Annotated in this window: 12 protein-coding genes; 2 read left to right on the top strand and 10 right to left on the bottom strand. The window is 59.6% G+C overall.

All coding sequences use genetic code 11. From position 1 onward, the window contains the following. Positions 1–76: 76 nt before the first annotated feature. The 8 genes from nifA to O7B34_RS00190 form a co-directional block, all read right to left on the bottom strand. Complete coding sequence (gene nifA, locus O7B34_RS00225; protein WP_337145157.1) at positions 77–1,765, bottom strand: nif-specific transcriptional activator NifA; 1,689 nt, start codon at positions 1,763–1,765, stop codon at positions 77–79. A 249-nt stretch (positions 1,766–2,014) separates the two neighbouring features. Further along, complete coding sequence (locus O7B34_RS00220) at positions 2,015–2,314, bottom strand: ferredoxin family protein (RefSeq protein ID WP_337144462.1); 300 nt, start codon at positions 2,312–2,314, stop codon at positions 2,015–2,017. 11 nt (positions 2,315–2,325) lie between these two features. Then, positions 2,326–3,633 carry an FAD-dependent oxidoreductase gene (locus O7B34_RS00215; RefSeq protein WP_337144461.1) on the bottom strand — a complete coding sequence of 436 codons (1,308 nt, stop codon included), beginning with the start codon at positions 3,631–3,633 and terminating at the stop codon, positions 2,326–2,328. An 11-nt stretch (positions 3,634–3,644) separates the two neighbouring features. Further along, a complete protein-coding gene (locus O7B34_RS00210; protein WP_337144460.1) occupies positions 3,645–4,754 on the bottom strand; it encodes an electron transfer flavoprotein subunit alpha/FixB family protein in 1,110 nt (369 codons plus the stop codon). Between the two features lie 10 nt (positions 4,755–4,764). Then, positions 4,765–5,613, bottom strand: coding sequence for an electron transfer flavoprotein subunit beta/FixA family protein (locus O7B34_RS00205; protein WP_337128374.1), 849 nt, complete (start codon positions 5,611–5,613; stop codon positions 4,765–4,767). Positions 5,614–5,787: 174 nt separating this feature from the next. Further along, entirely contained in the window at positions 5,788–6,171 is a 384-nt protein-coding gene (gene nifW, locus O7B34_RS00200; RefSeq protein WP_337144459.1) for a nitrogenase stabilizing/protective protein NifW, read from the bottom strand. A 64-nt stretch (positions 6,172–6,235) separates the two neighbouring features. Further along, positions 6,236–7,414: a cysteine desulfurase NifS gene (gene nifS, locus O7B34_RS00195; RefSeq protein ID WP_337144458.1), complete on the bottom strand. Its 1,179-nt coding sequence runs from the start codon at positions 7,412–7,414 to the stop codon at positions 6,236–6,238. Positions 7,415–7,624: 210 nt separating this feature from the next. Continuing rightward, positions 7,625–7,945, bottom strand: a complete 321-nt coding sequence (locus O7B34_RS00190; RefSeq protein ID WP_337144457.1) for a HesB/IscA family protein — start codon at positions 7,943–7,945, stop codon at positions 7,625–7,627. Positions 7,946–8,933: 988 nt separating this feature from the next. Between O7B34_RS00190 and O7B34_RS00185 the strand changes: the two genes are divergently transcribed. Together O7B34_RS00185 and O7B34_RS00180 are read left to right on the top strand one after the other, a co-directional pair. After that, entirely contained in the window at positions 8,934–10,781 is a 1,848-nt protein-coding gene (locus O7B34_RS00185) for an ABC transporter ATP-binding protein (RefSeq protein ID WP_442920923.1), read from the top strand. Continuing rightward, positions 10,781–12,685 (top strand): ABC transporter ATP-binding protein, encoded by a 1,905-nt coding sequence (locus O7B34_RS00180; protein ID WP_337144456.1) that lies wholly within the window; start codon positions 10,781–10,783, stop codon positions 12,683–12,685. The genes O7B34_RS00185 and O7B34_RS00180 overlap by 1 nt, the downstream gene beginning before the upstream one ends. A 140-nt stretch (positions 12,686–12,825) precedes the next feature. Here the strand turns inward: O7B34_RS00180 and rpoN are convergent, their stop codons facing one another. Then, the gene (gene rpoN, locus O7B34_RS00175; protein WP_337144455.1) at positions 12,826–14,265 is read right to left on the bottom strand and encodes an RNA polymerase factor sigma-54; all 1,440 of its coding nucleotides are present in this window, start codon (positions 14,263–14,265) and stop codon (positions 12,826–12,828) included. Between the two features lie 17 nt (positions 14,266–14,282). Further along, positions 14,283–14,876, bottom strand: a complete 594-nt coding sequence (locus O7B34_RS00170) for a peroxiredoxin (RefSeq protein WP_337144454.1) — start codon at positions 14,874–14,876, stop codon at positions 14,283–14,285. Positions 14,877–15,133 lie beyond the last annotated feature (257 nt).

The raw sequence follows: 15,133 nt of genomic DNA, 5'->3' as shown, positions 1-15,133 counted from the left end.
GAAGACACCAAAGGGCGCGCGAGCGTCGTTGCATCTCTGGTCTGCAGAGAGCGGACGAAGTCAGGTGTTTCTCACGTCAGAACTTCTTCACCTCGATGCCGTGCCGGCGTAGGGCATAGCCGACTTGACGGGGTGTGAGGCCGAGGAGACGAGCCGCTTTGGCCTGGACAGAGCCGGCCTTTTCCATAGCGGCGATCAGCCGGTCGCGTTCCGTCAGGCGGGGGCCTATTGCGGGACGATTGGGATCGTCATCGCTCGCGCTATCGGGCCATGCTTCAGTCGCCGAGCCGATGCGCCGGGCCGGGAACGGCGATCCAACTCGGTCCATGGTGCCGCGGGCGAGACCGGCCACGGCATTGCCGCCGTGGGAACAGCCAGTTCCCTTCCAAATCAGCGAAGAAAGACACTGGCCGCTTTGGCAGGCGAAGTCGGACGGAACGATCGTGGTGGAACGGGCAAGTGTAGCCGTCCTTCTCACGCAGTTTTCCAGCTCGCGGACATTACCAGGAAAGTAGCATTGCGACATGACGTCAAGCGCCGAAGAGGTGAAGGCGAGCTGACGATGGTTCTCCTTGTTGAACCGGTCAAGGAAGACTTCACCCAGACGTGGAATATCGCCGGGCCGGTCTCGCAGCGGAGGCAGGATGATCGGTATCACACTGATGCGGTAGTAAAGGTCAGCCCTGAACTCCCCATTCACGACAGCCGATTCAAGATCCTTGTTGGTGGCACAGATAAGCCGGACATCAACCTTGAGCGTCCTGTTTCCGCCGACCCGTTCCAGTTCACCCTCCTGCAAAACGCGCAACAGTTTGGCTTGAAAAGCAGGCGAAATCTCACCGATCTCGTCGAGCAACAAGGTTCCACCATGCGCCAATTCGAAACGGCCCGCCCGTTGCGCGATCGCCCCGGTGAAGGCGCCCTTTTCATGCCCAAACAGCTCCGATTCCAGAACGCTTTCAGGCAGCGCGGCGCAGTTGAGTTTGATAAAGGCCTTCGTCCTACGGCCTGAAAGCTTGTGGATTGCCTGAGCGAAGAATTCCTTGCCGGTGCCGCTTTCGCCGCGCAGAAGAACGGTCGAATTGGTCCTTGCCACGATTGGAACCATTTCGAGCACCTGCTTGACTGCCGGGCTTTCCCCGATGATCCCGTCGATTTTGACCGACCGATACCGGCCGGGGTCGGCCCTTTCTGCGTCGCGCGGTTTGCCCGGTCCAGCTTGCTGTTCGACGAGCTGGTGACCGTCAGTATTCGCCAAGCGGTGCAGATGGACAACGCGGCCGACAAGGTCGGCGACCATGTTGAGGAAGGGCAGGTCCTCGTCGTCATGGACGGAGCTGGGTTCCTCTTTGAGGCGCTCGATCGACAATATCCCGAGGATTTCATCCTGCGCTTTTACAGGGATACCGACAAAGGTCAGCGCAACGGCTTCGTCGTTCGACACCGTTTCACCATCACCCTGAAACAGTGCGGACTTGCTGACATCCTCTATGATGACCGGCCTCGCCGTAGCGACGATTTGGTCGATTATGGCCTGCGGTATGGCGCGGCGAGTGACTGACTGGGGTGGATAGACGTTGCCCGGTATTGCGGAGATATCCGGCCCTCCATCAGCGCCAAGGACGATGATTGCTCCACGACGCATCCGCACGAAGGAAGATAGCGCCTTGATGACATTGGCCAGCGTGGTCTCTAACCGGGCAGGGGCGGTCAGGATCTTCGATATCTCGTAGAGTCCCCTGAGCGAGATATCCGCGTTATGCATGCTTCCTGTGGCTGGTTCAGGCAGGGTGGTAGAGCTTATGGGGTCGACCCTGCCGCGCATCGTATCGTCCATACAAACAGCTCCGTGTGTCCCCCCACCGGCAAATTCCTGTTTTTTCGGATGTCGAAGAGAACTATCGGCTATGCCGTCTTCAATTGCGAGGCGGTTCTTGGCAACTGCCTATGCGACGCGTTGCCGCAACTAGGAGTTGTTGGCCCCGCGCTCTGTATCAGACGGTAAATGCGTAGATCATCCGAACTTGAAGAGAACACCAAAACCGCCGCGCGGATAATTCCACGTGATCTCGCCACTGGCCTCGCATAGCACTCGGCAAGTGCCACACTCCATGCACCCGTCGGCTGCGATCTCCACTTGACCCGTGGCGTTCAGCTCATAGCATCTTGCCGGGCAGACGCGTGTCAAAGCCAGCAGGTTCGTGCTCGGGCTTTGGTGAGCTCGCACCGTGATATGGGGGCGCCCCGCATCGATAAGGTAGCGGTTTTGATATAGCTTGTCCTCGACGCGTACGGCCGGCACTGCAATCGTCATGTTGCTCTCCCTCAGCGCCAGGCGAATGCCAGGCGCAACGCATCGCTGACCAGCCCCCAGCGCGAACGCGCAGATATGAACGCTGCCGTGGTCGCCTTTTCCTTGTCGATCTTAGGCGTGCCATCGACCCGCACAAGATTCTGCGCGGCCAGCGAAATCAGCTGCGGGTATGTCATGAAGAAGCTGTGGGAGTTGGTGTGCAGCAGTGCCGGCATATCCTTATGTTTGCGCAAGTCCTTGAGGACAAAAGAGCTGTCCAGCATGGTTTTGTACAGCGCGAGATTACGCTTGGTCATCGGGAGATTCCGGGCCTTGATCTGCATGATCGCCTCGCCTGCGATGCGACCGGACGTCATTGCGAGATTGGAACCCTCGCGGTGAACGGCATTGTTCAATTGCGCTGCATCTCCGACGGCGACCCAACCGTCGCCGAAGAGCTGCGGGATCGCCTTGTACCCGCCTTCGGGAATGAGATGGGCGGCGTATTCCTTCACCTCCGAGCCCGCTATCAGCGCCCGCACCGAGGGATGGTTCTTGAAACCCTCGAGCAGGACATATGGGCTCTCCATCGTCGCAGCGAAATCGGAAACGAGGCAACCGATGCCCAGTGAGATCGATTCCCTGTTGGTGTAGAGAAACGCCAACCCGGTCATGCTCCGGGAGATGGTGCCCGCTGCCTCAATGACACAGCCCTCATTGCCCTTGAGGCCGAAGCGTTGCTCGATCACCTCTTCGGGCAAGAAATGCATTTCCTTCACGGCGAGTGCCACGCTTTCTGCCCTCGGCAGTTTGCGCAAGCCCGACCGCGTGCCTAGCAGTCCGTTGACGCCTTCCGCGAGAATGACGACATCCGCCAAGAGCCTTTCCCCGGCTCTGTCGGTGCGAACGCCGACGACCTTGCCCGCAGCATCATAGGCGAGCTCCGTCGCTGTCGTTTCGCACAGGACCGTCGCCCCGGCCTCGCGCACCTTGCGCGAAAACCACTTGTCGAACTGGGCCCGGATGATTGTGTACCGGTTTGGCTTCGCTTCGTTGAAGTCGTCGGACCGATAATGCATCCCAGCATGGGATGTGTCGTCCATCATCCAGAAGCGCTGCTCCACCAGATGCCGTTCGAGAGGCGCGTCATCCCGAAAGTCGGGGATAATCTTCTCCAACATGTGCGCATACATGATGGCTCCCTGGACATTTTTGGAGCCCGGATACTCTCCGCGCTCCAACTGCAGCACCTTCAGGCCGCCACTTGCCATCGTGAAAGCAGCTGCGTTGCCGGCCATGCCGGCTCCAATAACGATAGCGTCGAATTTTTCCTCGAGCATGCCCGTCTCCCTTAGCTCGCAAGCTTGTCGCGACTGTGCGGCGACAGCCGCCGGGTGAAGGCTTCCGTCAATGCCGGCAGGAAGCGGATCGCATCAGTGACGATGCCGATATGGGCGAAATCGAAAATCGGCGCGTTCGGGTCGGTATTGACGGCCACGATCAGATCGGCGCTTTCAACGCCCACCCGGTGCTGGATGGCGCCTGAAATTCCAGCCGCGATGTAGAGCTTCGGTCGGATGGTCTTGCCGGTCTGGCCGATCTGCCGTTCAGCCGGCATCCAGCCTTTCTGGACGAGCGGGCGCGAACAGCCATATTCGGCGCCCAGTGCCCGGGCGAGCTTCGTCACGACCTGCAGGTTCTCCGCCCCGCCAAGGCCGAGGCCACCCGCAACCACCACGTCGGCAAAGGCAAGATTTGCCTTCACCGACTGGGCATCGGGCAGGAAGCCAAGCACCTTGGTGACGATCTCGTCCTCGAGCATCGACAACTTGTGCTGGATGACACGCCCGACGGGCTTTTCCTCGCGCTGCGGCAAAGCCATGACTCTCGGTCGCACTGTCGCCATCTGCGGCCGGCAGTTGAGCGTATAGATCGTGCACAACAAGGAACCGCCAAAAGTCGGCCGAGTGGCGGCAAGCGAGCCATCAGGATCCACGTCAAGTTGGGTGCAGTCGGCCGTGAGCCCGGTCAGCAGAGTGGTCGCCACCGAGCCGGCAAGGTCCCTGCCACGCATGGTGGCACCCAGAAGCAGGATCTCGGGTTTGTAGGTATTGACCAAGTCGGTCATCGCCTTGGTGAAGGGCTCGTTGCGATAGTCAGCAAGCAGCGGCGCCTCCACGATGTAGGCAAGATCGGCACCATAGGCGAAGGCCTGGGCGACGGCATGCCAAGAGGCCTCTCCCGCGGGCCCGAGCACGACGCCCGCAAGTTGCACGCCAAGCTTATCGGCTAGCTTGCGACCTTCGCCCAGCAGTTCGAAGGAGACCGGGTGCACTTCGCCGCGCTCCAGCTCGATGAAAACCCAGACGTGCCGATAGTCCTTGAAACGCTCGGGCAGATCCTTCTTCATACCAGCACGACCACCCGTCGCAGCAGGGGTTCCTCGGTTCTCGCTCGACATCCTTAGCTCCTCAGGCACCCTCGAAGGCCAGTTCGTGTTCTAGCGCCGGCTGGCGGGTGAAGATTGCAGCGATCAGCTCGTCAGCGACATCGCGCAGCACCTTGTCTGCGCTGTCGATCTGCATTGCCTTCTCCACCCGGTTGGCAGGCGCGAACACACGCTTCACGACGGTCGGCGATCCGCGCAAGCCGCATTTCCCGAGGTCCTCGATGCCAGCCTCGGCCGCACTCCATTTCACGACCTGACTACGGGCCGCGCGCAGCGCGTCTTGCAGCGAGCCGCGGCGGATTTCGTTGATGCCTTCCAGCACCGTAATGAGGCACGGAAGCTTGCTCTTAAGCAGTTGCATACCGCCTTCCGCGCGGCGCTCGACCGTGATCTCGCGCGCATCGAGATCAAGGACGGCGATCTTGGCTACATAGGTGAGCTGCAGCAGGTCGAGACGCTTGGCGATGCCAGGCCCTACCTGGGCCGTGTCGCCATCGATCGTCTGCTTGCCTGTGAAGACGATGTCGGGGGGGCCGAATGTCTCACCGATCTTGCCGATCGCCTGAGAGAGAGCAAACGAGGTGGCCAACGTATCGGAGCCGGCAAAAAAACGGTCGGTCAGGAGCACCGCGCGGTCGGCGCCATAGGTGAGCGCCTTGCGCAGTGCGTCCTCCGCCATGGGAGGGCCCATCGTAAGCACGGTAACTTCGCCGCCATCGGTGTCGCGCAGCCTCAGTGCCGCTTCGAGCGCAAACAGATCGTATGGGTTGATGATCGTCGGCACACCTTGGCGCATGATCGTGTTCGTCACCGGATGGACGCGTATTTGCGCTGAATCGGGGACCTGCTTGATACAGACGACGATATGCATGCAATCTCTCTGGCTCCATCGGGGTGCGGCTTGGCGCTTGATCTGCTTGCAAGCACCATTCGTGCCAACCGCTAGTGCTGGCCACATCCCTTTAAGACGCGCCACTATGCGTCTGAGCCGTGGCTGCCGGATTTGTCGCCTTCACGACATTGTCGTGTGGCAATGCTGTCGCGTTCACTCCTTTCCGAACGGCTTCAGGATGGAATCGAAGGGGACGAAGGTGCGGCCGGGCGTGGCAGGGCGATTTGGATCGTGGTCTTTGAGTACCTTGAAGACCCGATGGCTGAGTGGCGCGGCTGTGGCGAAGTCCTCATAGGCGCGTTGCAGTGTGGCGCGCGCGCGCGCGGCGATCACCTGGTCGGTGAGATCTGAGAAATCCTCGTTGGCGAGATATTGACCCATGCGCTTCATGATATGAAGCCGGGAGACATCGAGCACCTTTGGATCATAGCAGACCCGAAGGACCGCGAAGAACTCCTCCGCGGCAGACAAGCCTTTCAGCTGTGTGAGAATGCCGGCGACTTCCATGATTGGTCTTTCGGTGGAACAGCGGCTCATTGCGATCTCCCTGGTCGGTGATGATGATCTTGGGCTCGGCTTTCTTCTCCCCAAGGCTCAGATTTCAAATCCCATCGCCGTATACGTTGCAGGTCGGGACGGAATCACGCAGCTTCTCCACGAGTGCGGGAACGATCTCGAGTACCCGGTCGATGTCCTTCCCGCTGTTGTCGCGCGACAGGGAGAAGCGGATTGCCCCTTGCGCCGCGCAGCCGGCAATGTTCATTGCTGTGAGCACATGGCTGAGCTCCGTTGAGCCGCAAGTGCAGGCCGAGCCAGAGGAACAGGCGATCCCCTCGCGATCGAGAAGCACCAGCAGGCCATCGGCCTCGACATTCTCGAAGGCGATGTTGGTCGTATTCGAGAGCCGCTCCATGGGATCGCCGGTCACGAAAGCGTCTGGAATGCGCTGAAGAAGTCCGCACTCCAACCGATCGCGGAGAGACCTTATTCGTTTACCGTCCTCATCCATGAATTTCATGGCAATTTCAGCTGCCTTGCCAAGCCCGACGATGCCAGGCGAATTCTCTGTGCCAGCGCGCCGGTTGCGCTCCTGGCGACCCCCCTTGATCAGTGGACGAAAGTACACGCCGCGCCTGATATAAAGCGCACCAATGCCCTTGGGGCCATGCAGCTTGTGTCCGGAGAGCGACAGCATGTCGATTGCTGTCGATTTCAGGTCTATCGGAAGCCGACCGACTGCCTGCACGGCGTCCGTGTGGAAAAGGGCACCGACGTCCTTGGCCAGGTCAGCCAACTCGACCGCGGGAAAAATCGTGCCGGTCTCGTTGTTTGCCCACATGATCGAGACGATGGCCACGCCCGGGCTCAACGCCGCCCTGTAGGCGTCGATGTCGAGCCTGCCATGGCGATCCACTGGGACCATGTGCACCTTGACGTCGCGCGTCTTCTCAAGGTCCGCGCACAGCGCCAGCACGGCCGGATGCTCGACCGCGGAGATCACGATCTCTGGGCGGTGGGGCATTACTTCAAGCGCCGAGAGGATCGCCGCATTGTTGCTTTCCGTTCCGCCAGATGTGAAGGCGATCTCATCTTCAAATTGTGCGCCGATCAGCGTCTGCACCTGCTGACGCGCCTTTTTGACGGCCGTGCGCGCGGAAGCGCCAAATCCGTGCTTCGACGAAGGGTTGCCGAACTGATCCATGAAGAGTGGCCGCATGGCTTCATAGACTTGAGGATCCACTCGTGTCGTTGCGTTGTTGTCGAGATAGATCGGCCTCATGAAGCTCTCCTTAGCTGACCGAAAACACGTCCAGGCAAGACCCCTCGGTCACGAAATTCTGCCTCCGTGCGATGGTCGCAGATCAACATTTGTGCGCGGGGCGCCGGCCTCCCCGACAACATTCGCCATCCCCAGAACGCCGGCGTCTTCGGATGGAAGAGGTCTTGCGTGCCGCATAGGCCCACATGGTCTGCCTCTTCGCTTAGGCAATCAGGCGAAAGACTTCCCACAAGCGCATTTCTCCAATGCGTTCGGATTATCGAAGACAAAGCCAGAACCTTCCAAGCTCGTCACGAAATCGACCGTCATGCCTGCGACATGGGGCTGCGAGCTTACGTCGACGAATACCTTGACGCCGTCTGTCTCGATGACCGCATCGCCCTCCCGCGAGAGGGTTTCCAGGCCCATGAGATACTTCAGTCCCGCGCAGCCGCCACCCTCGACCTTGATGCGCAGGCCCTCCGCCGGCTCGCCGGCTTGCGTAAGCGCGGTCCTTACCGCGGCGACAGCATTTTCGGTAAGCGTGATCATGGGACGTCTCCTCAGGGCGCGATGTTCGGCGATGCCGACGCACGGATCGTGCCAGAGGCGGACTGTTCTTCTAAACAGGTGACGTTTTTGGCAGCGCAGGTCGCATGCCCATGTCCACAGCGCTCGACACGCGTCCGGGTGGGGCGGGAGGGCAGGGCGCCATTCCGGACTTTCCTTGGCGACACACAGCTGTCGGCTTTGTCGAGCCAACGACACGAGGGGTGTTCGGTCTGGGTTCCTGGAGCCTTCCAAGTCGTTGAAAACCAGCGATCAACTGTCTCTGAGCTCTTCCGCCGCAACTGGCATGGCTTTTGAAGCACTCTCGTTGCGAAGCGGCGGAAGTCGGCCGTTTCATGTCGCCCCGTGAGATCGCAACAAAGGAAGGACAGCAAAATGTCAGACCTGCCCCAGATCGCCATTCAATGGGCAACCCGGCATCTACATAGGCCGCCTCCCAAAACACGTTCGCCGCCATTGTCGGTCTTCGGCAAAAAGAATTGATCGTCACTCGAGACCCATCGCCGCTAGTTCGGTACACCGCTTCTGCTCAGAGGTTGCGCAAGCGCGCCGAGGTCGTAGCGAACTGGCGACGATGACATTGCTGCCGCGAGACGGGCGAGCCGACCACGATGGAAGCCAGCTGGTCTTCGTGCCGGCTGCGGGACCTCCCGCCCCGCAGTCTCCCTCCATTGTTCTTTCAGTCTTCGCTTTGGAGAGTGTCGATTTCGATTGAAAGCCCCGCCCGACCGACCCGTCGGGCTACATCGTTCCACGACGAGCGGTCGCAATAACCTTGCAAAGGACTCGCGTCTTCCGATCAGGCCGAGCTCAGCCATTGGCTTGCTCACTCCGCCCAAATCCAACGGCCGGGAACATCACAAAAATGGAAACCGAACCTTGGGTAACAGTCCTCCAGCAAGTGCTTGTTCCAGTGAGCCGCCCAACTTGCTCGCCAAAGCTGAGGCAAACAGATCTGGAAACTACGCCCGTGAACAATCATGCCGATGGCGGCGCAACCAATCCGAGGAATTCGACCGCGCATGTGGAGGCGGCGGGTTGGGGCCAAGGCCTGAGCACCCTCACGCGCATCACATGGATGAATTTGCGGCACCCGTGGCAAGTTGCATTCGCGATTGGATCGACTTTCCTGGCTGCAACCTTGCAATTGCTCATTCCTCCAATGCTCGGTCGGGCTGTTGACCTCATCCGGACCGGCGGCGGCATCTCTGCCGATGCAGCCGACCAAGCGTTTTGGAGTTCGGGTCTCCTACTGCTCGCCGTCAGTGTGCTGCGCGGCCTTTTCACATTGGCACAGAATTACTTTGCCGAATCCGTCGCTCATCACTTCGCCTATGACTTGCGGCTCGCCTGTTACGAAAAGATCCAGCGCCTCAGCTTCTCTTTTCATGACCAGGGGCATTCAGCCGACCTGATTACCATCTGCATGCTCGATCTCGAAGGCGTGTGCTGGTTTTTCTCCACCGCGCTGGTCCGCGCCGTCCTGCTGGCCATGCTAATCGGTATTGGCGCTTATAGCCTGCTCTCCATCAATCTGGCGCTCGGTCTCGTGGCGCTAAGCTTTGTGCCGCTCGTGGGATGGCGCTCATCGCGCACCCAGCTCAAGCTCCGCGCGACTTGGCTCGAACTGCAAGGCCGGCTATCGATTCTGAGCCGCGTCATGGAGGAAAATCTCTGTGGCATTCGCGTTGTCCGCGCCTTTTCGGCGCAGGCCTATGAGATGCTGAAATTTGAGCGAGCCTCGAAGAGCGCGCTTGCACTTGCCCAGGAACGGGTTGACATCTCCGCGCGCAACACTTCGGCGGTGAGTTTCTCCTTCTTCTTCGCCATGGGCCTTGTCCTCTGGATCGGCGGCACCAAGGTCATTGCCGGTGAGATCAGCGTCGGAAACCTCGCGACTTTCCTGACATTCATGACCCTCCTGCAAATGCCGGTCCGCCAAATCGGATTGATGGTCAATGCCTTCGCTCGCGCGTCGACCTGCGGTTCCCGTCTTTTCGCCTTCCTCGATCTGGACGTCACAATTAAGGATGCGCCCCAGGCTAGCCCCCTTCAAATCAACGAGGGCACTGTACGTTTTGACAATGTCTCGTTCGCTTACCCAGGCGCTCGAAATCATCAGATTCTGAGGAACATCAGTTTCGAGGCCCGCAGAGGCGAGACACTCGCCATCGTCGGCCCCCCCGGTTCGGGCAAGTCGACAATGGCTCACCTGATCCCCCGATTTTACGACGTCAGCGCTGGCGCCATCACTCTTGACGGACAAGATATCCGCAACGTCACCCTTTCTTCGCTTCGCCGGGCGGTCGTGGTCGTGCAGCAGGATGCGTTCCTGTTCACCACAACGGTCGAGAACAATATCGCTTATGGAGATCCATGGGCGAACCAACCACGGATCGAGCGGGCAAGCGTATCCGCCGAACTGCACAACTATATCCTGAGCTTACCCGCCGGCTACAAGACGGTGGTTGGCGAACGTGGCGTTTCCCTGTCGGGCGGCCAGCGCCAGCGTCTCACGATAGCTCGCGCGACGATGTTGCGCCCACCGGTCATTGTTTTCGACGACTCCACCGCCGCGATCGACGCCGCTACCGAACGGCGCATTCGCTCAGCCATGCTGCGTTTCGCGAAAGATCGCGTGACGATCATCATTGCCCACCGGCTGAGTTCCGTCATGCACGCCGATCAGATCCTTTTCGTGGAAAATGGCGAGATCGTCGAACGAGGCACTCACGAAGAGCTTCTGGCCAGGGGAGGGCGCTATCAGGCGCTACATGACCTCCAGGCTCGGCCTGGCGAAGTCGACGGAGCGAACTGATGGTCCAGAATGTCGACGGCGACAGCGAAGGCAATGCTGTCCGCGACGACGGCACGCGGCCGCCGCGCGCTGTCGTCGGCTCGCCCCGAACCGAGGACGAGTTATTCGGTCAGGCTTTTGACAAGAACATCGTCCGGCGGATCTGGGCATTCATCGAGCCTTACCGGATCCAGCTTGTTATAGCGGTTACCGGGGTACTGATCTGTGCCGGCGTGCAGCTTCTCATCCCGCTGATCATCCGCTACGCGATCGAGCACGCCATCACGCCTGGAAGCAACGATGGCTCTGCGCTGCTTGTGGCCACCGGCGTCTTTTTTCTCGCAATTTTGGTCAATTGCGTTGCCAGTTGCGTGCAGGAGAGCGCGATCGGCAAAATGGTCGAGCTCGTGCTCTTCGACATTCGCCGCGCCATGTTCGGTCATCTGCAGAGGGTTTCGCTTTCCTTCATGGACAAGACCGAGGTCGGGCGCCTGATGTCGCGCCTCCAGGGCGATATCGGCGCAATCCAGGAATTTCTCCAGACGTCGGTGCTTTCGGTGGGCGACATCGCTCTGCTTTTCGGCATCATCGTCGTCATGCTGTGGCTGGACTCTTCGTTGGCGCTCCTTACGCTTTCGGTATTGCCAGTCCTCTTCATCATTCGCATCTTCTGGCTGCCGAGCGCCCGCAAGGCCTTCATGGCCGCCACCGAAACCAATTCGGCCGCCAATGGGGCGCTGGCCGAGGCCATTCATGCCGTTCGGGCAGTCCAATCCATGGATCGGCAGCAGGTCAATTTCCTCCTCTATGACGACAAGGCCCATGCCAATCTCAAGACGCAACTGACCGCTGCCAAATATGCCCAGGTCATGGTGCCGATTGTCGATACCCTCACGGGTCTTGCCATGGCCGTCATTGTGGTTGGCGGTTCACAGGTCGTGAACGGCCGCAACGATGTAGGGGTGACGATAGCGTTCTTGTTCTATGTCCAGCGCTTCTTCGACCCGATCCGCTCGCTCACGCTGCAGTATTCTGTCATGCAGCGCGCGATGGCGTCGGGCAAACGGCTGACAGAGGTGCTCGACGTGCACATCGAAATTCAAGACAAGCCGGACGCCAAGTCGCTTTGGCCGCAGATGGACGGATCCGTCGAATTCAGGAATGTCACTTTCGGCTACGATCCCAAGCATCCGGTTCTGAAAAACGTTTCCTTAAATGTCAACCCGGGTGAGACGGTCGCTTTGGTTGGTCCAACCGGTTCGGGCAAATCGAGCGCCATGGCGCTCGTTCACCGCTTCTATGATGTCCAGCAAGGCCAAGTGCTGGTCGGCGGACATGATGTGCGCGATGTAACGCAGGAATCGCTTGGGCGGCAGGTCGCTATGGTTCTGCAGGAGCCGTTCCTCTTCACCGGGACCGTTTTCGACAACATCCGCTACCATAGAACGGACGCGACTGGCGACGAGGTGATCGAAGCCGCCAAAGCCGTCGGCGCCGACAACTTCATTGTGAGCCTGGCCGGCGGTTACAACGCCGTGATCGGTGAGCGCGGTGGCAATCTCTCGCTCGGTCAGCGCCAGCTCATCAGCTTCGCGCGCGCGCTCGTGGCCGACGCCAAGATCCTCGTCCTTGACGAGGCAACCGCCAATATCGACAGCTACACGGAAATGCTGATCCAGAGGGCTCTGACAAGGCTTCTAGCAGGCCGAACTGGCCTGGTGATTGCCCACCGTCTTGCCACCATCCGTCGAGCCGACCGCATCATCGTTCTACAGAGCGGAGAAGTGGTCGAAACCGGCAAACACGATCAGCTGATGGCCAGGGATGGCCTGTACGCCAAGCTCTACAAGCTCAATTATGCCTCGTTCGACGACATTCCCGAGGACCAACTTGATCTTACCCCGCAGGGCCGGCGCCAGACTTGATATCTGGAAGGCAGCTGTTCACACCGTTGCCAAGGACTGGGTCCAGCACTCGGCGGACGATCGCGCGCCAAGGCTGCGCGTTATGGCCCAGAAAACTACCACGCCCAACTCTGACGAACCAAGAGCACCGTAGACTTGGATCAAGAATCTTTCGTCGGGGGAGGCCAACCGCGCTTCTCTCGGCGCCGTTGCACTGAGGAGGGTATGTTCATCGCTTCCCGGTATTTCATGACAGTGCGGCGAGCAAGGTCGATGCCGTTTTCCCTGAGCCGGACGGCAATATCCTCATCGGAAAGCACCGCATCTTCCGCGGCGATCAGCGCCTTGATTTGATGGCGAACGGCTTCAGCGGAGTGGGCACCGCCACCCTCGCAAGAGCCAATCGCAACGGTGAAAAAATACTTCAGTTCGAACACGCCACGCGGCGTGAGCATATACTTGTTCGACGTGACCCGGCTCACGGTCGACTCATGCATATTGATCGCCTCGGCAACGTTTCTGAGATTGAGAGGCCGCAGATGAGCCACGCCATGTCTCAAAAAGGCATCCTGCTGGTGCACGATCTCCGCAGCCACCTTAAGGATTGTTTTGGCGCGCTGATCGAGGCTGCGGACGAGCCAATTCGCGTTTTCCATGCATTCGTTTAGAAATATCTGATCCTTTTCATTTTGGGCTGTAAGCCGCGAGACTTCCACGAAATAGCTTTGGTTGATCAGCACCCTCGGCAGCGTGTCCGGATCAAGTTCGACAGTCCATCCACCTTCGCGCGAGGGCAGGACCCAGACGTCGGGCACGATGGTTTCCGGCCCCCCTGATTGGAATCGGTTGCCAGGCTTGGGATCAAGCGCACGCAGTTCGTGCAGCATGTCGACAAAGTCCTCTTCATCGACCCCGCAACGCCGCTTCAATGCCTTGAAGTCGCGTTCGGCAACCATCTCGAGATTGGCAACCAAAGCTGCCATTGCCGGGTCGAACCGGTCCTGCTGACGCAACTGTATTTCAAGGCACTCGGCAAGCGTTCGCGCAAATATCCCCGGTGGGTCAAAAAGCTGCAAGATTGCCAGAACCCGCTCCACAACAGCCTCGGGGACATTCAGGATGCCCGCCAGCCCCAAAAGATCCACCTGAACATATCCGGCGTCGTCCAGATGGCTGGCAAGCGCGCCGGCAATCATCCGCTCTTGGGGGTTAAACGCAGTGAGGGCGATTTGACCAGCGACGTGTTCGTGCAGTGTTTCAGGAATGGCGACAAACACCTCTGGCCTTGGCTCGCCGGGCGCGACAGCGGGGGGGTCGCGTGTTGATTTCTGCTGCCTGAGCCGCTCCGAAGGCTCGGCCCCGACAGACCTATCGTCCTGGCTTGCGCGTTCGACGTTCGGAAGATCCTCCCCCGAAGGTGATGCGTCACCCTCACTGTCGTTTGACGTCAGTTCCAAAAGAGGGTTCTTCTCGACTTCCTGCTCCACGAACTGACGCAGTTCCGTGTGCGCCAGTTGCAGCAAGCGAATCGACTCAATGAGTTGAGGTGTCATAACCAGGGATTGCTTCTGGCTCTGAAACAGGCTTGCTGAGGGCTTCATGACTACGGCCAATGCACCTAGGCTGTGCGCGAGGGGCGATGTGAAACGTTGACTCCACTTGGCCATACAGCGGCCGTGGTTTTACGATCCCTCAGGGTTTCAAGAATGTTCTGCGGCGACGAGACCCCATAAGGATCGGTCTCGCAGTTGTCGGAAAAACCTTCCTCCTCGAACCACTGCTCCACCACACCATCGTCGACGACGGCCGCGTAACGCCAGGAGCGCATACCAAAACCGACATTGTCCTTGGCAACCAGCATGCCCATCTTGCGCGTGAACTCACCCGAGCCATCCGGAAGGAGCTGAAGCTTTTCCACGCCCAACGCCTTGCCCCAGGCATTCATGACGTAGGCGTCGTTGACCGCGACACAGTAGATCGCCTCGACGCCCTCTCTCTGGAACTCGCCATAGAGCTCTTCAAAATCTGGCACCTGGTAAGTCGAGCAAGTCGGCGTGAAGGCCCCGGGCAGCGAGAACAGGACGACGCGCTTGCCTCCGAAATAGTCGACGGATGTTTTGTCATCCCAACGGTATGGATTTGGCCCACCGACAGATTCGTCGCGAATGCGCGTGCGAAAGGTAACCAGGGGTATCTTCTTGTTCACGGTCATCAAGGTTGCTCCTGTAAAAGGGAAACTGGCGCGGTGCTTCTCTGTTGGGCCGACGCAACGCCGGTCATCAACCGGGACGAGGTGTCGGTGCGCTCCCGTGTGTTCGGGAACGTGCCGGTTTCTGGCCTCGGGCTTCCGAGACAACGATTTGACTGACCTGGGCTCTCTGGCACGCCTTCTGCGGCCATGCCGCTGGAAAGGATATCGACGACGTACGGCCTGTCCTCGAGCAAGAAGTGCCGGTGCGATCACGTCAT

The sequence above is a fragment of the Mesorhizobium sp. Cs1299R1N3 genome (assembly GCF_037179625.1).
In the GTDB taxonomy this organism is placed as follows: Bacteria; Pseudomonadota; Alphaproteobacteria; order Rhizobiales; family Rhizobiaceae; genus Mesorhizobium; species Mesorhizobium salmacidum.
This window is presented reverse-complemented; position numbering and strand designations above follow the sequence as displayed.

Coding starts and splice junctions, on each gene's coding strand:
- nifA (WP_337145157.1), bottom strand. CDS start 1,765: ATGCATAACGCGGATATCTCGCTCAGGGGACTCTACGAGATATCGAAG.
- O7B34_RS00220 (WP_337144462.1), bottom strand. CDS start 2,314: ATGACGATTGCAGTGCCGGCCGTACGCGTCGAGGACAAGCTATATCAA.
- O7B34_RS00215 (WP_337144461.1), bottom strand. CDS start 3,633: ATGCTCGAGGAAAAATTCGACGCTATCGTTATTGGAGCCGGCATGGCC.
- O7B34_RS00210 (WP_337144460.1), bottom strand. CDS start 4,754: ATGTCGAGCGAGAACCGAGGAACCCCTGCTGCGACGGGTGGTCGTGCT.
- O7B34_RS00205 (WP_337128374.1), bottom strand. CDS start 5,613: ATGCATATCGTCGTCTGTATCAAGCAGGTCCCCGATTCAGCGCAAATA.
- nifW (WP_337144459.1), bottom strand. CDS start 6,171: ATGAGCCGCTGTTCCACCGAAAGACCAATCATGGAAGTCGCCGGCATT.
- nifS (WP_337144458.1), bottom strand. CDS start 7,414: ATGAGGCCGATCTATCTCGACAACAACGCAACGACACGAGTGGATCCT.
- O7B34_RS00190 (WP_337144457.1), bottom strand. CDS start 7,945: ATGATCACGCTTACCGAAAATGCTGTCGCCGCGGTAAGGACCGCGCTT.
- O7B34_RS00180 (WP_337144456.1), top strand. CDS start 10,781: ATGGTCCAGAATGTCGACGGCGACAGCGAAGGCAATGCTGTCCGCGAC.
- rpoN (WP_337144455.1), bottom strand. CDS start 14,265: ATGAAGCCCTCAGCAAGCCTGTTTCAGAGCCAGAAGCAATCCCTGGTT.
- O7B34_RS00170 (WP_337144454.1), bottom strand. CDS start 14,876: ATGACCGTGAACAAGAAGATACCCCTGGTTACCTTTCGCACGCGCATT.